The organism is Pseudahrensia aquimaris, assembly GCF_042676045.1.
GTDB classification, from domain to species: Bacteria; Pseudomonadota; Alphaproteobacteria; order Rhizobiales; family Rhizobiaceae; genus Pseudahrensia; species Pseudahrensia aquimaris.
The window spans coordinates 82,219-99,619 of the sequence record NZ_JBHTJV010000002.1 but is presented as its reverse complement, the minus strand read 5'-3'; the positions used below and the strand labels follow the sequence as shown (position 1 = coordinate 99,619).

Sequence of the window (17,401 nt, the reverse complement as noted above, 5' to 3'; positions counted from 1 at the left end):
ATAACTCACGCACTCTCTTCGCGATGAAGACTCAATAGAACATGAAATCACCGTCCGTCAGCGTGACGGTTGAATTGTTGACGCCGTTTATCTCGACGAAGTTTGAAGGCGCACTGGCTAGGGTCAGGCGCACGCTGGAAGTTCCGTTCCCACTGATTGTGAAATCGGAAAACTCGTCAGCCACAGCCGAGTAAAAGCGCAAATAGTCTAGACCATCCTGATAATCGTGAATTGTGTCCTGGCCAAATTGTACTTCAACAAAGCGGAATTGATCCCGTCCTGAACCACCATAAAGATCGTCATTGCCGGTGCCACCGAGAATCGTGTCTCGCCCTGCACCGCCTCGCAGATCGTCGTTACCAGCATCACCGCGCAAATAATCGATGCTGTTGGAGCCCCACAAAACATCGTCGCCACCGTCACCGGCAAACCGCGCACGGCCGTTTGGATTGGCTTTCATGATATCGCCAGCCGTGGACGAACCGATAAACGTTTCAATAGATGCGAAGAAATCACCAGCGGTAGCGCCGCCGTTCAAATCCTGATTGTTGAGGTAAATTCGAACGCCGGTCTCACTAGACCGCGCATCAAAAGCATCCATTCCGTTGCCGCCAGAGAACGTGTCATCGCCTCCTGCGTCGATAATGAACTTGTCAGAACCCGCATTGCCATTGAGAACATTATCGGAGGCGTTGCCGCGACCAACATGGTTTCCGGTATCGGTGAAAATCAGCTTTTCGACGTTGGCAGACAGTGTCAGGTTGGAGACTGTTGCGTAGACAATGTCGTATCCATCATTGGCGTTTTCGACGATCCGGTCAGCAGCGTTTTCCACCCAGTAGCGGTCATTGCCTGCACCCCCGACCATCAAATCCCGGCCGGCACCACCGTGCAGCTCATCGTTGCCGTCTCCGCCATTGAGACCGTCATTGCCGTTTGAGCCGTAAAGAACATCGCTGCCGTCTCCGCCGAACAAGCGGTCGCTGACATCACTTCCGTAGAGGTGATCGCGGGCATCGGTTCCAATTTGCCTGAACGTCGTAGGCGTTGCCAAAACAAAATCATCGGCACCGAAATCGTCTGGCGAAAGGCCGTTTGTGTTAAACCAAACGACGGTGACATCCTGAACACCATCGTAAAGTTTAAGTGCGGTGTTTTGATAACTGCTCTGAGTCAGGAGATCTTTGACAAGATCAATGCTGTAAATATCAAAAGCCCTCAAATCCACCTTGTTGCTGCCGTCAGGGGTGAAATTTATTATCTGGTCTTGTCGTCTTCCCGGCGCTGCACCGTGAATGTGAATGGTGTTCTCGCCTGATCTCAAAAAGATGTTGTTGAAGCCTGCTCCTGGATGAATGTCGGCGATGGAGGCTGTTTCCGTAGAAGTCGTGATAGAGTCATCTCCGTCTTCCCCATAGACGGTATCTTTCTCCCCAACGACCAGTTCAATTCTATCGTTTCCAGCCCCGCCATAGATGACATCAATACCACCTAGGCTGTAAATTGTGTCGTTGCCGTTGCCACCGCTGACAAAGTCGTTACCGCTGGTGTCGGTCAGCCTATCATCGCCATCCCTGCCAAACAGCCTGTCGTTGCCCGCACCGTCGTTGACTACGTCGTTGCCACCACCGCCATCCACGATGTCGTCTCCAAAACCACCGGAGACAACATCGTCTCCACCGCGGCCATAAAGCACATCGTTTCCGGCTAGGCCGAACAGTGCATCGTCAGCGTTCCCACCGTAGATCGTATCGGTGCCATCGCCGCCATAGACATTGCCATAGCCCGGATCGTTGGCACCGCTGCCAGCTACGTAGAGGAAATTTTCTCCGCTTTCACCGTATAGGATGTTGAAGCCAGCATCACCGTAAACAGTGTCATTACCAGAACCAGCTAGGATTGTATCATCACCATCGCCACCCCGCACGATGTCATTGCCATTGCCGCCCCGCAGATCATCGTTGCCAGCGCCCCCACTGATGGTGTCATCGCCTTCGCCGCCCCGCAGAGTATCGTTACCAGCATCTCCGCGAATGGTATCGTTGCCGCCATGTCCGTAGACTGAATCATCGCCCGCGCCACCATTTACGACGTCATCACCACCAAGAGCTAAAAATGTATCGTCACCACCGCCGCCATTGAGCAGATCATCGAAGTCACTGGCGGTGATTTTTTCTACACCGGCACCACCGAATAAGGTAACCTGCCCTCGCGCGTCTCTTGATCCTGTGAGAAATAAGTCACCGGCACCTCCCGTTATTTCGACGTCAAAACCTCCAGGGGTCTGTAACTTAGCATCGTTGTCGCCCATTGTTATCTTCAGATTGCCCGACGACTGGTCGCTTCGAAAGCTGAAATCCTCAATCCCATCAACGTCCATTCGCTTTGTGGCATCAGCCAACCAACCTTCATCGATGTTCAGGTTCAGCGTGTTGCCTAGCGTTCGCAGCTCAAGGCGATCGGTTCCGTCTCCACCGGAAATGGATTTGACGAAGCCGATCATTTCAAAAACGTCGTCTCCACCGCGCCCGTTCACCGTTCCAACCGTGGACGTTCCAAAACCACTGGTCTTGAAAGTCTCGCCCCTTTCAGTGCCAAAAATTCGTTGGTTCTCCTCGGGCCGGAAAAAATAGAGGAGGGAAGCAAACCCGGTATCAAGCGGAACAGCGCCGATTCCAGTTGTGATGGTGAAAAGCTGATCGAAATCCAGAAGCTGGGAATCCAGTTCACCCGACGACGACAAGCTAAAAATCACTTGGACAGCCCCGGTCTGGCTCGTAAACGGCATGTCGACCTTGATGTTCAAGGTCGTACCACTGGCCAAAAGCGAAGCTATTTGGTCATCCTTCATGGGAACGCGCAACACCCTGCCGCTGCCGTTCTGCAAAACCAGGTTTTCGACGTTCTCCAATAGCGGCAGATACAAAGAAGGCGCTCGCCCAGTGTCTCCACCATAGTCCACCACAAAGCGATCATTACCGCCCAATCCATCAATGATCGTGCCGCGAGCAGCCCCGTTTTCCAACAATGTATGAGATATGTTGAAGACATCGTTTCCAGCCGTGCCGGTGTAATCACCTAGGGTGGTGATGTTGTAGATAGCCATGAATTGAGTCCGCCAATCGTTCAATCGTGAAAGCCACTATACAAAATACTGCCGATTGGAACAGCCAAGCGCCGTCTTGTGGTGAATCACACTGGATATCAACGCGACATCGGGCGTGTTGAGCGTCAGCCACACTTTGAACTCCGCAGTCAGGGCAACGCGTTTCAGTTTTGATGCAGCTTTGGTGGATGCCGCCAAATGACGGCCTTTTCCTTTCAAAATGATACTTGGCGGTATGTTCCGGCACTCAGCGCCATGCATGGGGCGCGGGGAGTGTCGCACTCTATTCCCCTACTGCTGCACAAAAGGTGCGCAGTGATTTAGAAATTCATGGGAGGTATGAATGCACAAGTTCCTGATAACCACCGCGTCCGTGATGGCGCTGGTCGCATCGAGTTCAGCTTTGGCGGCTGACAAGATCAAAGTAGGCGTGTTGGCAACACTCGAAGGCACCTACACCGTGCTGGGGGAGGAAGGCATTCGCGGCTTGGAAATAGCCTTGAAGGAAGCTGGTGGAAAGGCTGGCGGCAAAGAACTGGAAATCATCACCCAGTCCACCGACGCGAGCCCAGACAGCGCGGTTCGCGGCGTTCGTAAACTGGTTGAGCAGGACAAGGTTGACCTCATCATCGGCCCGCTTTCAGGCTCTGAGGGCATCGCGCTGCGCGATTATGCCAAGACCCAACCACAAGTGACGATCATCAACGGTATTTCCGGCGCACAGGAGACCACATTCGTTGATCCAGCGGAAAACTTCTTCCGCTTCAACATGGATGGCGCTCAGTGGGGCGCTGGTCTGGGTGAATATGTTGCCAATGAAAAGGGATGGAAAACGGTAGCGTCAGTCGCTGAAGATTACTCCTTCGCTTACACAAACTTCCTTGGCTTCGCCTTGGGCTATTGCAACGCGGGCGGCAAGATCGTCGAGCGGCAATGGGTGCCATTGGGCACGAAAGACTTCGGCTCCATCATCGCCGCTCTGCCAGACGATGTTGACGCAATCTATCTGGGCCTTGGTGGCGGTGACGCCGTCAACTTCCTCAATCAGTATCAACAGGCCGGCGGTGATGCCAATCTGATTGGTGGCACCATTATGGTGGACGGAACGGTTCTGTCTTCCAAAGGCGACGCCAAAAACGCGCTGATTGGAACGCCTTCGTCTGGCCCGCAGGCAGACGATTGGGACAATCCAAACTGGCAGAAATTCGTCAAAGCCTATCAGGACGCCTTCCCGCCGGATCAGCGCTTCCCAACGCCAGCTTTGATGTCCACTGGCTACTACAACGCCACAAATGCGGCTCTCCAGTGCCTGAATAAGACCAATGGCGATCTATCCGATAACCAGAAGGCATTCCGCATGTGCCTGTCCACGCTCGAGCTGGATGCACCGAACGGAAAAATCAAACTGGACAACAACCGTCAGGCCATCGGCACCAATTTCGTCACCGAAGTGGTGGAGAACGCCGATGGCACGCTTGGCAACAAGCTGATGAAGGTCGTGGAAAACGTCAATCAGACGCTCGGCGTCGATGAAGCGGAGTTCAAGAAGCTCGGCCTACCATCACGCGATATTGTCGACTGCGACTAATCGCAGATGACAGACTGAAGCGGCCCCGGGCGGAGACTTTGCCGTCCGGGGCCTCTTTGTGAGCAAGCGAAAAACGGGGACGTAGGATGGGCGATGTGAAGGGCATGTGGATTGGCGAACACTGGCGGTCGGGCCGTCGGTCAACGCCCAACATAAACCCTTCAGACACAAACGACATCGTTGGCCAGTATGCGGAGGGCGATGCCTCCGACGTCAATGCGGCCGTGTCAGCGGCGGTCGATGCTGCTCCCGCATGGGCTGCAAGCACACCACAGCAACGCCATGATATTTTGGCGCGAGTGGGTAATGACATTCTCGCTCACCAAACCGAGATTGGAACCCTACTCGCTCGTGAAGAGGGCAAAACGCTGCGCGAAGGCGTTGGCGAAACTGTGCGGGCCGGCAACATCTTTCTTTTCTTCGCCGGAGAAGCCTTACGGTTGGGCGGCGACAAACTCGCTTCGTTGCGCCCCGGCGTGGAGGTGGATGTGATGCGTGAACCTGTCGGCGTGGTCGGCATAATCGCACCGTGGAACTTTCCAATTGCCATACCCGCATGGAAAATTGCGCCCGCTTTGGCCTTCGGCAACACGGTTGTCATGAAGCCTGCTGAATTGACACCAGCATGTTCGTGGGTAATCGCCGACACTCTTGAGCGCGCAGGCCTTCCGGCTGGCGTGTTCAATTTGGTCATGGGGCCGGGCAATATTGTCGGCCATGCCATGCTTGAAGACGCACGCATCAACGCCATCACGTTTACCGGATCGCAAGCAACAGGCGCGCGCGTGGTGGAAGCCTGCGCCCGCCACATGCGCCAGGCCCAGCTTGAAATGGGCGGTAAAAACCCTCTCGTGGTCTTGGATGATGCTGATCTCGACCAAGCCGTCGATTGTGCGATAGACGGTGCGTTCTATTCCACCGGCCAGCGATGCACCGCATCTTCAAGGCTGATCGTGACGCAGGATATTCACAACCGGTTCGTTGAACGCTGCGCAGAGCGCCTGCGCGCACTCAATGTGGGTGATGCGCTTGACGAGAAAACGGATATTGGTCCAGTCGCCAGCGAAGCTCAACTAGAGCAAAACCTGAAGTATGTCGACACTGCCCGCCGCGAAGGCGGCTCCATTCGCTTTGGCGGCGAGCGCCTCGATAGAGGGAAGCCCGGTTTTTATATGTCTCCCGCTCTCATTACCGAAACCACCCCTCAGATGACAATCAACCGCGAAGAAGTGTTTGGTCCCGTCGCATCGGTTATTCGAGTGCGCGATTACGATGAGGCGCTCGCCGTTGCCAACCACACGCCCTTTGGTTTGTGCGCGGGCATCTGCACGACAAGTCTGAAACACGCGACCGATTTTCGCCAGAAGGCGAAAGCAGGCATGGTCATGGTCAATTTGCCAACCGCGGGCGTCGATTATCATGTTCCGTTTGGTGGCACGAAAGCGTCCAGCTATGGGCAGCGGGAACAAGGCCAATACGCCAAAGAATTCTACACGCAGATCAAAACTGCCTACACCCGAGCTTAGCTGAACCCCAAAACTTACAACGGCATTTCGTAGCTTTCGATCCGATTTCATACCTCATAGTCTTTTTTGAAGCTGTTTTTGCTTGACCAAACTCCTCTTTGCCCACGAGCATGTAGGTGCTCCCGGGCGAGTGAGCACCTTTACTTTGGGAGGAGTTGGGTATGAGTGGCGCTATATCAGTCCATCACGGCGCGTTCGGCCGTGCGGCTTTGTATAACTTGAACAAGCCGATTATCACGCACGCCCACCGCGAAGCACATCTGATTTTCTGGCTGGATGGCGGAGAGGGCCAAATCACCCTGGGCGACAAATCTCACAGGATCGACCGCAACAGCGCTGTGGCTGTTTCGCCGTGGGAGCCTCATAGTTTTGAAATCGACGATCCGGAAAAACCGCTAACGACCCTCACGCTCTATATAAAGCCGATGTGGTTTTTGGAAAACAACCGATCGGCTGAGCCAACACTGGCCTTCGGTCGCCCCCTTATCGACGTGACCTCGCCGGTTGCCACATGGGTCGCCCGGCTGACCTCCCTCTTAATGGAGCCCGAAGGCTCGGAAATGTTTGACGGATTCCTGTTTGAAACAACGCGCCAGTGCTTCGAGCAAAGCTGGGGAACAGGAAATCGGCAAAACCGCATGAGCCGATTCAACGAACGGTTCCTCGACTATCGCGTTCGCCGCTCGATTGCGCTGATGCAGGAAAACTACTGCGAAGCGATGGAGATTGATTGGGTAGCCAAAGAATCCGGCTTGTCTCGGCCGCACTTCTTCAAGCTGTTCAAACGCCAGATGGGCATCACGCCCAACCTTTACCTCAACACGTTACGGGCCGAGCGAGCAATTGACGAACTCATGCAAACTGACAAATCCGTTACAGAGATTGCCTATGACTTGGGCTTCTCCTCACAAGCGAGTTTCACCCGCTTCTTCACAACCAATGTTGGCATACCACCGAGCGACTATCGCCGGGTTGGACTTATAGCTTAATCCCGCACTTCGTTCGCAATTAAGGAGGTGCTTGCTTTTGCAGGCACCTTTTTTGTTGGTGGGCGTCCCGTTCAAGACCCCTTACAAAGAAGGCCACAAATTTAATTTTGGCGATGCGAAGCCAAGCGACAAGACTGTGAGGTATGAGGCTTACACAAGAACCTTCCTAACCTGTTCGTCTTGGCCGATCTGACGCGCAGCGTTGGTTGACCGGAGAAACAGGGAGGACGCATGAGAAGGAACCGGACAGTCCGGGGTGGCATAGCCCCCTGCCCGATGGCACCTCGGCGTCAGGCTGTTCGTTGAGGCGCTTCATCGAAAGCAACCCAATCTGGTCTGCGATCATCTTCGTGATAGTCGCGTTCGTGATCTGGATGATTTTCGCCGTCTGGCCCGCTTGGTTAGTGGACCTGATCGGGCGCAAGAAAATATTTCTCAACGCTTTGTTCAACGGCGTCACACTTGGTGCGCTCTATTTCCTTGTGGCTTCCGGTTTCACTCTGATTTTCGGCCTCATGCGCAACGTCAATCTGGCGCACGGCTCGCTCTATCTACTCGGCGGTTACATCGGCTACAGCGTGGCCAACACGACCGGCTCGTGGTTGCTGGCCTTCCCCGTCTCATTCATCGTTGTCGCTGCTTTCGGCATTCTCCTGCAGTATTTTGTCTTCCGCCGAATGGAGGGCGAAGACCTGCGCCAGACGCTGGTGACGATTGGCATTTCCATCGTCATGGCGGATTTGATGCTGTGGTATTGGGGCGGTGACTTCTACAACATCCAGCCGCCCTCATGGCTTTCCGGCCCCGTCGAGACGTTCTTCGTCACGGGCGTGAAGCGTTCGTCGGGCGAACTCATTTTCATGAAATACCCAATCGTGCGCCTGGTTATTTTGGGAGCCGCCATCGTTATCGGTGTTGTGATGTGGCTGATGCTGAACCGCACCCAGATCGGAATGCTAATCCGCGCAGGCGTCGATGACCGAGACATGCTCTCGGCCACCGGCGCACGTATTCAGCTCGTGTTCGTAGGGGTTTTCGCGTTCGGCGCAGGACTTGCGGGTCTGGCCGGTGTTGTGGGTGGAACATTTCAAACCGTCGCGCCCGGCGAAGACATACGCTTCCTCTTGGCCTCTTTGGTCGTAGTGATTGTCGGCGGAATGGGCTCCATTCCCGGTGCTGCCATCGGCGCGCTGCTGATAGGGCTGGCGGAGCAATTTGGCTCGGTTTACGTGCCCACGTATGCAGTCGTGCTGACCTTCCTCATCATGGTGCTCGTGCTTGCTTTCCGCCCTCAGGGCCTGTTGGGGAGGGCATAGGCGATGAGCGTATTGGACCAGCCCGGTTCCGGCATGAATGGCACGCTCACCGACGCTGCGCGCAGCAACGATCAGGCTCTTTCAGCCTCTTGGTACGAGCGCATCCCAACCGCTTACTGGATCATCGGCGCCGTGCTTCTATTAATGCCGCTGGTCGCTTCCGGCTTTGTTCTCAACCAGATTTTCGGCTGGTCATTCATCCTTGGAATGATTGCGCTGTCACTGATGTTCCTCGCTGGATATGGCGGCATGGTTTCGCTGGTTCAGATGACCATCGCTGCCATCGCCGGATACATGGTCGCAATCTTCGGCGTCAGTTCGATTGATACGATCTCGCTGGGCTGGCCGTGGTGGATCACCATCCCGCTGGCCCTCATGATTGCAGTGCTGTTCGGAACGGTTGTCGGTGCGCTCGCGGTGCGCACCGAAGGCATTTACACGATCATGATCACGCTGGCGATCGCATCGGCCTTCTTTTACTTCACACGCCAAAACTACGGCGTGTTCAACGGCTTTTCGGGCTTTAACGGCGTGCTTCCACCACAACTTTTCGGTGTTGATTGGCGGGGCGATCTGGCCTTCTACTACCTGTCGCTGTTTTGGGCCGTTTTGGCCTACATCGTGGTGCTGTACGTTTCTCGCGCGCCTTTCGGCCTGACGCTGCAAGGCATCCGCGACAACCCGCGGCGCATGGCAGCGCTCGGTTTCAACGTCAACGCCCACCGTATTGCGGCCTATGCTTTCGCAGCCTTGATCGCAGGCATTGGCGGTATTTTGCTAACCTGGCAGTCCGCGCAAATTTCGCCCGGAACGGCGGGAACAGGTCCGGTGATCGACATTCTGGTGATCGCCGTGATCGGCGGCTTGAACCGCCCCATCGGCCCGTTCATCGGCGCATTGATTTATGTGGTGTTGAAGACTTTCGCCATCGACATCCTGACCTCACTGGGAATGTCGGGCGACCGCTTCCAGCTGCTCGTTGGCATCTCCTTCCTCCTCATCGTGTTCTTCTCTCCCGATGGTATTTTGGGCCTGTGGGAAAGATGGCGGGAAAGCCGTGGGCGCGATCCTTTGACTGGTGAAAACCAGAAGGAGGCCCCATGAGCGTCACCGCGATTGACCCCACCCGCAGTGTGTCAGACCGCCTTGAGGCCACGGGCACTTCCAACGCCTTGGAGCTTCGCGGAGTATCCAAGTATTTCGGTGCGCTGGCGGCATTGCAAGACATCACCCTGTCCGTCCGCCCCGGCGAACGCCGCGCAGTGCTTGGCTCTAATGGCGCGGGCAAGACAACGCTGTTCAATTGCATCACGGGCGACTTTCTGCCGACCCACGGCAGCGTTCGTTTTTTCGGGGAAGACGTGACAGAATTCGCCGCCCACGAACGCATCCGCCGTGGCCTGCGGCGCACGTATCAAATTTCGCTCCTATTCACCGGCCTGTCGGTTCTCGACAACATTTACCTTGCCTGCTGCGGCGTTTCGCGAAACAGGTTTTCTTTCCTGCGCCCCCGCCGCAACGATGCGCTGATGGCGACGGCTGAAGATTTGGTGCGTGTTGTGCATCTGGAAGATATCAAGAACACGAAGGTTTCCGCACTCGCTTATGGGCAGCAAAGACAGCTTGAAATCGCTATGGCGCTGTCCGGCGCGCCGCGGTTCATCTTGTTTGATGAGCCAGCCGCAGGGCTTTCGCCGACAGAGCGCTCTGAACTGATCGAAATCCTGACGGGCCTTCCCGGGCACATGGGCTACATCATCATAGAGCACGATATGGACGTGGCGCTGCGCGTCTCTGAACAAGTCTCGATGATGCACAACGGGCGCATCTTCAAAGAGGGCAAGCCCGCTGAGATTGAAGAAGATCCGGAAGTGCAGGCACTTTATCTAGGGGGTGGCCATGACTGACGCCCGCTCCGCCTCCCCCATTCTCGAGGTTAAAGACCTCAACGTCTATTACGGCCAAAGCCACGCCCTGCAAGGCGTAGACCTGACCCTTCACCACGGCGTCCTTTCCGTTGTTGGTCGAAACGGCATGGGCAAAACCACCCTGTGCCAAGCCATCATGGGCATGGTGCCGATCTCAGGTGGTTCGATCTCCTTTGCGGGGCAATCTCTGGCAGGCAAAACATCCGCAGAGCGTGCGCGGGCAGGCATCGGCTACGTTCCTCAAGGCCGCCGACTGTGGCCCTCGCTGACAGTCGACGAACATCTTAAATTGGTGAGCCGCTCCGGCGAGGCGTGGAGCATCGAGCGCATCTATTCGACATTCCCCCGGCTGGCCGAACGGCGCAACAATGGCGGCGGGCAACTTTCGGGTGGTGAGCAGCAAATGCTGGCGATTTCCCGCGCACTCCTGCTCAATCCGAAGCTGCTGGTGATGGACGAACCGACCGAGGGTCTTGCGCCCGTGATCGTCGATCTGGTTGCCGATATGCTCATCCGTCTTGGCCAAGAGGGCGATATCGACGTTCTCGTGATTGAGCAGAATATTGGCGTCGCAACGTCAGTCTCGGAACAAGTTGCAATAATGGTCAATGGACGCATCAACCGCGTTATGGAAGCGGGTGTGCTGGCCGCTGATCGTGATCTTCAGCAGGCGCTGCTCGGGGTTGGCCGTCATGCTCATGACGAAACGCCCGATCCCCGCTCGGACGAAAAACCAGCCTCAGGGCAATCTGACACCAAAGGGCCGCAGAAGGTCTTTGTTTCCAACCCCCGCGTGCCAACGCGCTGGAGCGCTGCTGTTCCCGTTCGGGTGATTGAAGGCGCAGCCCGCACCATGACCGATGTGGCTTCGGCAGCTTCGAAGACGAAGCTCCAACCCTTGTCGGCCCGCATCCAAGGCAAAGGCACCCGTGTTCTCATCGTCGGAACGCTGGACACAAAAGGCGCGGAACTTCGCTTCATCCGCGATCTGGTGAAAGCACAGGGGCTGAACGTCCAACTCGTGGATCTGTCCACATCAGGCAAACCGTCTGGCGCCGATGTTCCGCCGCATTCCATCGCCGCCTTCCATCCGCGCGGCACATCCGGCGTCTTTACGGGCGACCGCGGCACCGCTGTTTCGGGCATGACGCAAGCCTTTGAGCGCTGGATGGCCGCACAGAATAACGTGGCCGGCATCATTTCCGCAGGAGGTTCAGGCGGCACGGCTCTCGCAACGCCTGCCATGCGCGTCCTGCCCGTCGGCGTGCCTAAAGTGATGATCTCCACCGTCGCTTCCGGCAATGTGGAGCAATATGTAGGCCCGTCCGACATTCTGATGCTGCATTCCGTTGCCGATGTTCAGGGGATTAATTCCATCACCCGCCAAGTGCTGACGAATGGCGCACAAGCCATAGCCGGCATGGTCAAAGCACGAATGAGTGCCGCAAATGATGTGGTCGACAAGCCCGCTATTGGCCTGACCATGTTTGGCGTGACAACACCGTGCGTGCAGCAGATCACAGCCGCCCTTGATGAAGACTACGACTGCCTCGTCTTTCACGCCACAGGAACTGGTGGGCGCTCCATGGAGAAGCTGCTGGATTCCGGCATGCTGGCCGGCGTGCTTGACCTCACCACCACGGAAGTATGCGACATGATGTTTGGCGGCGTCTTTGCAGCCAACGAGGACCGCTTCGGCGCGTCAATTCGGGCTGGATTGCCCTATATCGGCGCGTGCGGCGCGCTCGACATGGTCAATTTTGGCGCGCGGGACACGGTGCCTGCGAAGTATGCAGACCGGCTTTTCTACGAACACAATCCGCAAGTCACGCTCATGCGAACGACACCGGAAGAGAACACCGCAATGGGCCGCTGGATTGGCGAGCGGCTGAACGAAATGACCGGGCCGGTGCGCTTCTTCCTGCCGGAAGGTGGCGTGTCCGCATTGGATGCGCAGGGCCAACCCTTTGACGATCCCAGCGCGCGAAAAGCCCTGTTCGCCGCGCTGGAAGAGACTGTGCGCCAGACTTCAAACCGCCAGTTGATCCGCGTTCCCCACAACATCAACGATGCCGAATTCACCGAGAAAGTGATCACCACTTTCCGTGGACTTTTCGGCTCCAGAACCATGAAGGCCAGTTGATCCATGCACGACCGTTCCCAACTCATGAAACGATACCGCGCCATGCGCGATGCCGGAGAGCCAATCATTGGCGGCGGTGCCGGCACGGGACTTTCCGCAAAATGCGAAGAAGCAGGCGGCATTGACCTCATCGTCATCTACAATTCTGGCCGCTACCGCATGGCAGGTCGCGGCTCGTTGGCTGGTCTGATGCCTTACGGCGATGCCAACAGCGTCGTGATGGAAATGGCGGGCGAAGTGCTGCCAGTGGTGAAGAACACGCCCGTTCTGGCCGGCGTTTGTGCCTCTGACCCCTTCAGACTGATGGACAAGTTTCTGGACGAGGTGAAAGCGGCTGGCTTCTCCGGCGTGCAGAACTTTCCAACCGTGGGCCTGATCGACGGCACATTCCGGGCCAATCTGGAAGAGACGGGCATGTCTTACGGTCTTGAGGTCGACATGATCGAGATGGCAGCTGGCAAAGACCTGCTCACCACGCCTTACGTTTTTTCCACCGACAACGCGACTGCAATGGCCAAGGCTGGTGCCGACATCATCGTCGTGCATCTGGGCTTGACGACGGGCGGCTCCATCGGCGCGGAGACCGGCGTTACATTGCAAGACGCCCCACGGCTGACCGACGAATACGCACAGGCCGCTTTGGACGTGAGCCCTGATGCCATCGTGCTGGTGCATGGCGGCCCCGTGGCAATGCCGGACGACGCCGAATTTGTCCTGCGGAACACGAAACACTGCCACGGCTTCTATGGCGCTTCTTCAATGGAGCGTCTGCCGACGGAAATCGCGCTGACCGAACAGACAAAGAAATTCAAGCAGATCAGCATCAAAAACTGAGCCGACTGCGGGAACGAAGAGAGGCCGAAAAGGCCGGGAGGAAATGAAATGACTGGAGAATTGATCGGACAATTGGTGTTGTGGCTCATCGCAGCCGTCATCGTCATCTTCATTCTCTATTGGGTGATGAACTGGCTCTACCGCCGGTCGACCAAAGAGGTCGCTTTTGTGCGAACCGGTTTTCTGGGTGAGAAAGTCGTGATCGATGGCGGTGCCTTCGTCTGGCCGATCATCCACGACATCACACCCGTCTCCCTCAACACTCTGCCGCTGGGAGTGACCCGCGAACGCGAAGAGGCGCTGATCACCAAAGACCGCATGCGCGTTGACGTGGATGCAGAGTTTTATGTGCGCGTCGCGCAGGACAGAAGCTCCGTCTCGCTGGCGGCCGCAACGCTGGGACGACGGACGCTGGAGCCGGAACGCATCCATTCGCTCTTGGCTGGTAAATTTGTGTCCGCCTTGCGCTCGGTCGCTTCTGAAATGTCCATGCACGAATTGCATGAGCAGCGCGGAGAATACGTGCGTCGCGTGCGCGAAGCCGCCCAGGAGGGTTTGGACAAAAACGGTCTCGAACTTGAGTCTGTTGCGATCACCGATATCGACCAGACAGATATTGAATACTTCAATCCCTCCAACACGTTTGACGCCGAAGGTCTTACCACGGTGATCGAAAGCATCGAGAACCGCCGCAAACTGCGCAACGACATTGAGCAGGACTCCATGATCCTCATCCGCGCTCGCAATCTGGAAGCGGAAAAGCAGGCGCTGCAGATTGAGCGCGAAAGCGAAGAAGCGCGTTTGGAACAGGAGCGCGAAGTTGAATTCCGCCGTGCCCGCCAACGCGCAGAACTCGTACGAGAACGCGCTGAGCAGGAGGCAGCCTCCGAACGTGCGAGCATCGAAAGCCGCGAGGCGATCGAGCGTGCAAGGATTGAAAACGATCGCCAGATTTCAGAAGCCCGCATCGAGTCCGAGCGCGACATTCGCCAAATGGAAATCGAACGGCAAAAAGTGGTGGAAGAGGCTGAGATCGTCACCAAGGAACAACTGGAAAAGGCGCGCATCACTCAAGAGAAAAACCTCACTGAAGAACGCATCAAGACGCGGCAGATGACCGATGCTGCCGAAATCACGGCGAAAGAGGCCATCGAGAAAGCCCGCATCGCACAAGAGAGAGTGATCACTGAGGCGCGAATCTCAAAGGAGCAGGAACAGCAGGCACGGGAAATCGAAAAACAGCGCAGCCTCGACGCAGCCGACATTGAGGCGCGCGAAAAAATCGAAAAGGCACGCATTTCGCAAGAGCGTTCCGTGACCGAAGCACGCATCGAACTTGAGCAAAACACCCAGCAACGCGAGATCGCCCGCAACCTGGCCGTGCAACAGGCCGAGATTGAAGCGCGTGAGGCATCTGAAAAACTGCGCATCGCACAGGAGCAAGTGATTTCATCCGAGCGTATCGCTTCCGATAAATCGGTGCGTCAGCTTGAGATTGAGCGTCAGAAGGTCCTTGAGGAGGCTGAAATTGCCTCTCAAGAGGCAACAGAAGCCGCTCGCATCGCTCGTGAAAAAGCGCTGGCTGCACAGCGCATCGCGTCCGAACAGGAAACACGGGCGTTGGAAATCGAGCGCCAGAAAGTGCTCGAAGCCGCTCAAATATCAGCGCGCGAGTCCACCGACGCAACACGCATCGCGCAGGAAGAGCGCATCCGCGCGCTCGAAATCTCGCGCAACAAGGCTGTCGAGGAAGCCGAAATTGCAGCCCGCGAAAGCGTCGAGAAATCCCGCATCGCGCAGGAGAAACAAATCACCTTCGAACGCATTGCATCGCGCGAAGAGACGGACGATCGCGAAGTCTCCCGCAAGGCAGCATTGGACGCTGCAGAAATCGCGGCACGCGAGGCAACACAGGCCAAGCGCATTGCCCAGGAAAGAGCGACAGCGGCCGAGCAAATCGCCTTCGAAAAAGCCACACGCGAACTCGAAATTGCCCGCAACCAGGCAATTCAGGAAGCCGAAGTGGCCTCCACCGAAAGCGTGGAAGCTGCCCGTATCGCCCAGGAGAAGAAGCTGGCGGTTCAACGCATCGAGAAGGAAGAAGCGACGCGCGAGCGCGATGTCGCCCGCGAGAAAGCCGTGCGCGAAGCGGAACTGGCCGCCGAGGAATCCACAGAGGCCGCCCGAATCGCCAAGGAGAAGAAAGTTGCAGCAGAGCGGATCGCTTACGAGCAAGACCTGCGCGAGCGCGAAATTGCACGCAACCGCACCGTCGATGCAGCCAGCATTGCGGCACAAGAAGAGGTCGCTTCGCGCCGCATAGAGGAAGAGGCGAAAACCAAAGCCAAGGAAATCGAGAAGGAAGCGGAAATCCGCTCCCGCGAGATTGAGAAGAACGAAGCCATCGAAAGCGCTGAAATCTCCTCACGCCGCTTGGTCGATGGCATGCGCATCGAGAAAGAACAGGAGACAACCCAAGAGAAAATCGCACGCGACGAGAAAATCCGCGCTCTGGAGATCCAGCGCAACAAGGCCGTCGACGCAGCACAAATTGCTGCCGACGAGGCCGTCGAAGCGGCTCGTGTTGCCAAGCAGAAGGTCGTCGACGCCCATCGCATCAAGGCAGAGCAGGAATTGGAAGCTGTGCGCATCGAGCGCAAGCGTTCAATCGAGCAGCTGGAAATTGCCCGGGTCCAAGCCCTGCGGGAGGCTGAAATCGCTTCCAAGGAAGAGGTCGAACGGGCGCAAATCTCGTCGGAACTCGGCCTCGACGAGGCACGCATCAACCATCAAACAGAGCGCCGTCGCCGCGAGGTGGAACGCGAGAAAACGGTGGAGAGCGCCGAGATGGACAAGGCCATCGAACTCTACCGCAAGTCGCTTGATAAGAGTGCCGCTGCTGCTGAGTCCGAGATCGCCCGCGCAAAGGCCATTGAGGCCGCTGAGAAGGCCAAAACGGCTGGCGAGCGGGAAATCGCCGAGCGTCGCAAGACTGTCGATGTGACTTTGGCTGAAAAACAAGCAGCGGAGAAACGCATCGCCGCTGAAGCCGAGAAGGTTCGCGCCGCCGTCGAAGCGGAGGCTCAAAAACTTATCAACGAGGCCGAAAATGTTCTCACAGACGAGGCACGCCACTCACTCTTCAAGCGCAAAATGCTGGAGCATGTGGAAGGCATCGTCTCCGCCTCCGTCAAACCGCTGGAGAAAATCAACGACATCAAGATCATGCAACTTGGTGGCTCCGGCACCGCCGGCCTCGATTGGGCCAATGGCGGCGGTGGCGGCGGCGGCATGAACGGTGGTGGCGGTGGCGGCAGCCCAACGGACGAAGTCATGAACTCTGCCCTGCGCTACCGCGTGCAAGCGCCCATGGTCGACAGTCTGCTTTCAGACATTGGCCTGGACGGATCAAACATCTCACGCTCCACCATCTTCCGCGATGCAAGCGACATGACGCGTGCGGTCTCGGAAGCCAAAAAGCTCAAAGGTGACGGCGACGGTGGCAAGCCCGCCGGGAAGGATGCGTCCTGATGGCCCGTGTTTATGTGTCCAGCGTGATCAATGCTCCAGCCACCAAAGTGTGGGAACGGGTGCGAGACTTCAACGGGCTGCCAAACTGGCATCCCCGCATCCGCGACAGCCGGATTGAAGATGCGCTTCCCGCCGACAAGATTGGCTGCATCCGCAATTTCAACCTGCAAAACGGCGACAACATCCGTGAGCAACTTGTTGGCTTGTCAGACTACGATTTGTTCTTTTCCTACTCCATGCTCGATGGGCCCATGCCGCTTTGGGACTATCTGGCGACGGTGCGCCTGACGCCAGTGACCGATGGCGAGCGCTGCTTCGCTGAGTGGTCGGCGGAATTCGAATGCAAGGCAGACGATGAAGCCGATCTTGTGTCCGGCATCGGCGGCAATGTGTTCCAAACCGGCTTCGACGCCCTCAAACGCCATTTTGGAGGGTGATGG

The 17,401-nt window shown here is 56.8% G+C and carries 11 protein-coding genes; 10 read left to right on the top strand and 1 reads right to left on the bottom strand.

What is annotated here, in order from left to right; translation table 11 throughout:
- Nucleotides 1-31 precede the first annotated feature (31 nt).
- Nucleotides 32-3,106, bottom strand: coding sequence for a calcium-binding protein (locus tag ACFQ14_RS00425; protein WP_377210723.1), 3,075 nt, complete (start codon nucleotides 3,104-3,106; stop codon nucleotides 32-34).
- Between the two features lie 343 nt (nucleotides 3,107-3,449).
- On the opposite strand from ACFQ14_RS00425, the gene ACFQ14_RS00420 reads away from it, so the two are divergent.
- The 10 genes from ACFQ14_RS00420 (at nucleotide 3,450) to ACFQ14_RS00375 (ending at nucleotide 17,398) form a co-directional block, all read left to right on the top strand.
- Nucleotides 3,450-4,694, top strand: a complete 1,245-nt coding sequence (locus ACFQ14_RS00420) for an ABC transporter substrate-binding protein (RefSeq protein ID WP_377210722.1) — start codon at nucleotides 3,450-3,452, stop codon at nucleotides 4,692-4,694.
- Between the two features lie 86 nt (nucleotides 4,695-4,780).
- On the top strand, nucleotides 4,781-6,220 hold the full coding sequence (locus ACFQ14_RS00415) for an aldehyde dehydrogenase family protein (protein ID WP_377210721.1): 1,440 nt from the start codon (nucleotides 4,781-4,783) through the stop codon (nucleotides 6,218-6,220).
- Between the two features lie 161 nt (nucleotides 6,221-6,381).
- Nucleotides 6,382-7,209: a helix-turn-helix domain-containing protein gene (locus ACFQ14_RS00410; protein WP_377210720.1), complete on the top strand. Its 828-nt coding sequence runs from the start codon at nucleotides 6,382-6,384 to the stop codon at nucleotides 7,207-7,209.
- 302 nt (nucleotides 7,210-7,511) lie between these two features.
- Nucleotides 7,512-8,525: a branched-chain amino acid ABC transporter permease gene (locus ACFQ14_RS00405; RefSeq protein ID WP_377210719.1), complete on the top strand. Its 1,014-nt coding sequence runs from the start codon at nucleotides 7,512-7,514 to the stop codon at nucleotides 8,523-8,525.
- Between the two features lie 33 nt (nucleotides 8,526-8,558).
- The gene (locus ACFQ14_RS00400; RefSeq protein WP_377211320.1) at nucleotides 8,559-9,629 is read left to right on the top strand and encodes a branched-chain amino acid ABC transporter permease; all 1,071 of its coding nucleotides are present in this window, start codon (nucleotides 8,559-8,561) and stop codon (nucleotides 9,627-9,629) included.
- Nucleotides 9,626-10,432 (top strand): ABC transporter ATP-binding protein, encoded by an 807-nt coding sequence (locus ACFQ14_RS00395; RefSeq protein ID WP_377210718.1) that lies wholly within the window; start codon nucleotides 9,626-9,628, stop codon nucleotides 10,430-10,432. The genes ACFQ14_RS00400 and ACFQ14_RS00395 overlap by 4 nt, the downstream gene beginning before the upstream one ends.
- Nucleotides 10,425-12,596: an ABC transporter permease gene (locus ACFQ14_RS00390; protein ID WP_377210717.1), complete on the top strand. Its 2,172-nt coding sequence runs from the start codon at nucleotides 10,425-10,427 to the stop codon at nucleotides 12,594-12,596. Before ACFQ14_RS00395 ends, ACFQ14_RS00390 begins: the two co-directional genes overlap by 8 nt.
- A 3-nt stretch (nucleotides 12,597-12,599) precedes the next feature.
- Nucleotides 12,600-13,430 carry a phosphoenolpyruvate hydrolase family protein gene (locus tag ACFQ14_RS00385; protein ID WP_377210716.1) on the top strand — a complete coding sequence of 277 codons (831 nt, stop codon included), beginning with the start codon at nucleotides 12,600-12,602 and terminating at the stop codon, nucleotides 13,428-13,430.
- A 48-nt stretch (nucleotides 13,431-13,478) separates the two neighbouring features.
- Entirely contained in the window at nucleotides 13,479-16,961 is a 3,483-nt protein-coding gene (locus tag ACFQ14_RS00380) for a flotillin domain-containing protein (protein WP_377210715.1), read from the top strand.
- Nucleotides 16,961-17,398 (top strand): SRPBCC family protein, encoded by a 438-nt coding sequence (locus ACFQ14_RS00375; RefSeq protein WP_377210714.1) that lies wholly within the window; start codon nucleotides 16,961-16,963, stop codon nucleotides 17,396-17,398. The genes ACFQ14_RS00380 and ACFQ14_RS00375 overlap by 1 nt, the downstream gene beginning before the upstream one ends.
- Nucleotides 17,399-17,401: the final 3 nt, after the last annotated feature.